The organism is Bacillus sp. AP50 (genome assembly GCF_040492675.1).
GTDB lineage: Bacteria > Bacillota > Bacilli > Bacillales > Bacillaceae_G > Bacillus_A > Bacillus_A cereus.
The window spans coordinates 1-1,190 of the sequence record NZ_JBEUTW010000647.1; the positions used below are offsets into that span (position 1 = coordinate 1).

Consider the following 1,190-nt stretch of genomic DNA (forward strand, 5'->3'; position numbering starts at 1 on the left):
GTATATGGCTAATACCTTATTTTGTTAATCAACAACAAAACGTCGCTAAAGTTATGGATAAGCATTTTAGTGGAGGGGTAGATTTAGGTGAAATTCAAGTTCATCGTGCGAAACTTTCTGCATTTAATTTAGGAAGTATTGTATTTTCTATAGTGGGAATTATTATACCTATTTGTTATTATTTTAAATACTTTTTATAACGGTTTATTGGTTCTGTTGGAAATTTTTTAAAGATATAGTAATAGGTGAGATTACAGATATTTATGTAGAAACAACTTAGATGTATAAGACAATCCATGTGAGCGAAAACAGTAAAATACCCTATAAGGTCTCTTTTACTTGTATTAATTAAAAAATGGTACTAATTCCCAAAACTTCCACCAGGACTTCTTTTTAGCTGCCCTCCCACCACTATGAGAGGTAAATGAAGGAAACCGATACAGCTTGTGCGTATGCAGTGCATTTTGGTCTGGGTCACAGTCTTTTAACGTGGTCGAACTACAGGGGGAGTAAGCATATTCCCGATGGATTCATTTCTATACCTCCATTATCTAGGGAAATCCCCCAGTATCCAAGACTAAATTTTACCCATACATCATTTTTTGATGTAGCTCTTGAAGATAAAAACTATTTAATTTTCAAGGAACAGTTATTAACTTAAAACTTATTATATGAGGAGGGTGTATCATGAAAAAAATATGCTTTGTATTAATTGTCGACGCTGGTATAAATTATGGTTCAATATTTTCTCTACCATTTTTAAGGAATCAGGATGATTTGAAGGAATATTTCTCTAAGTATTATGATGTTTCAATTAATTATATTAGGGATAAAAACTCAGTTGACTATTTGGTAGTTCCCAAACCGTGTCCAGCTTTTGATAATGAAAATAATCTTCCAATAATTGAAGTACCAGCAATCTTATTTATGGAAAAGAATTTTGAAAAAATAAAGACTTATATAGATAATTATTTTTCCAATAACTCATAAAGAAAATAAAAGTACAATAAAAAGAAGTCCGATAAAAAACGAGTGGTGTAGAATATTTCTATTAATCATTCGTTTTTTATTATATTTACATATATTTTTTAAAAGAGGATTATAGACGTTCTGAAAAAAATTAATTATAACAAGAACAGTGTTCGTGCTACTATCTACGGTTATTTTTTGTACTAAGTACCCCTTTAACT

1 protein-coding gene and 1 pseudogene are annotated in these 1,190 nt (G+C 30.0%); both read left to right on the forward strand.

What is annotated here, in order from left to right; genetic code table 11:
• A pseudogene (locus ABWK52_RS27890) lies at nucleotides 1-200 on the forward strand (hypothetical protein); the annotation flags it as partial.
• A gap of 487 nt (nucleotides 201-687) precedes the next feature.
• The gene (locus ABWK52_RS27895; protein WP_000717611.1) at nucleotides 688-990 is read left to right on the forward strand and encodes a hypothetical protein; all 303 of its coding nucleotides are present in this window, start codon (nucleotides 688-690) and stop codon (nucleotides 988-990) included.
• Nucleotides 991-1,190: the final 200 nt, after the last annotated feature.

Excerpts from the sequence above, each read along its gene's own strand:
- ABWK52_RS27895 (WP_000717611.1), top strand. The coding sequence starts at position 688 with ATGAAAAAAATATGCTTTGTATTAATTGTCGACGCTGGTATAAATTAT.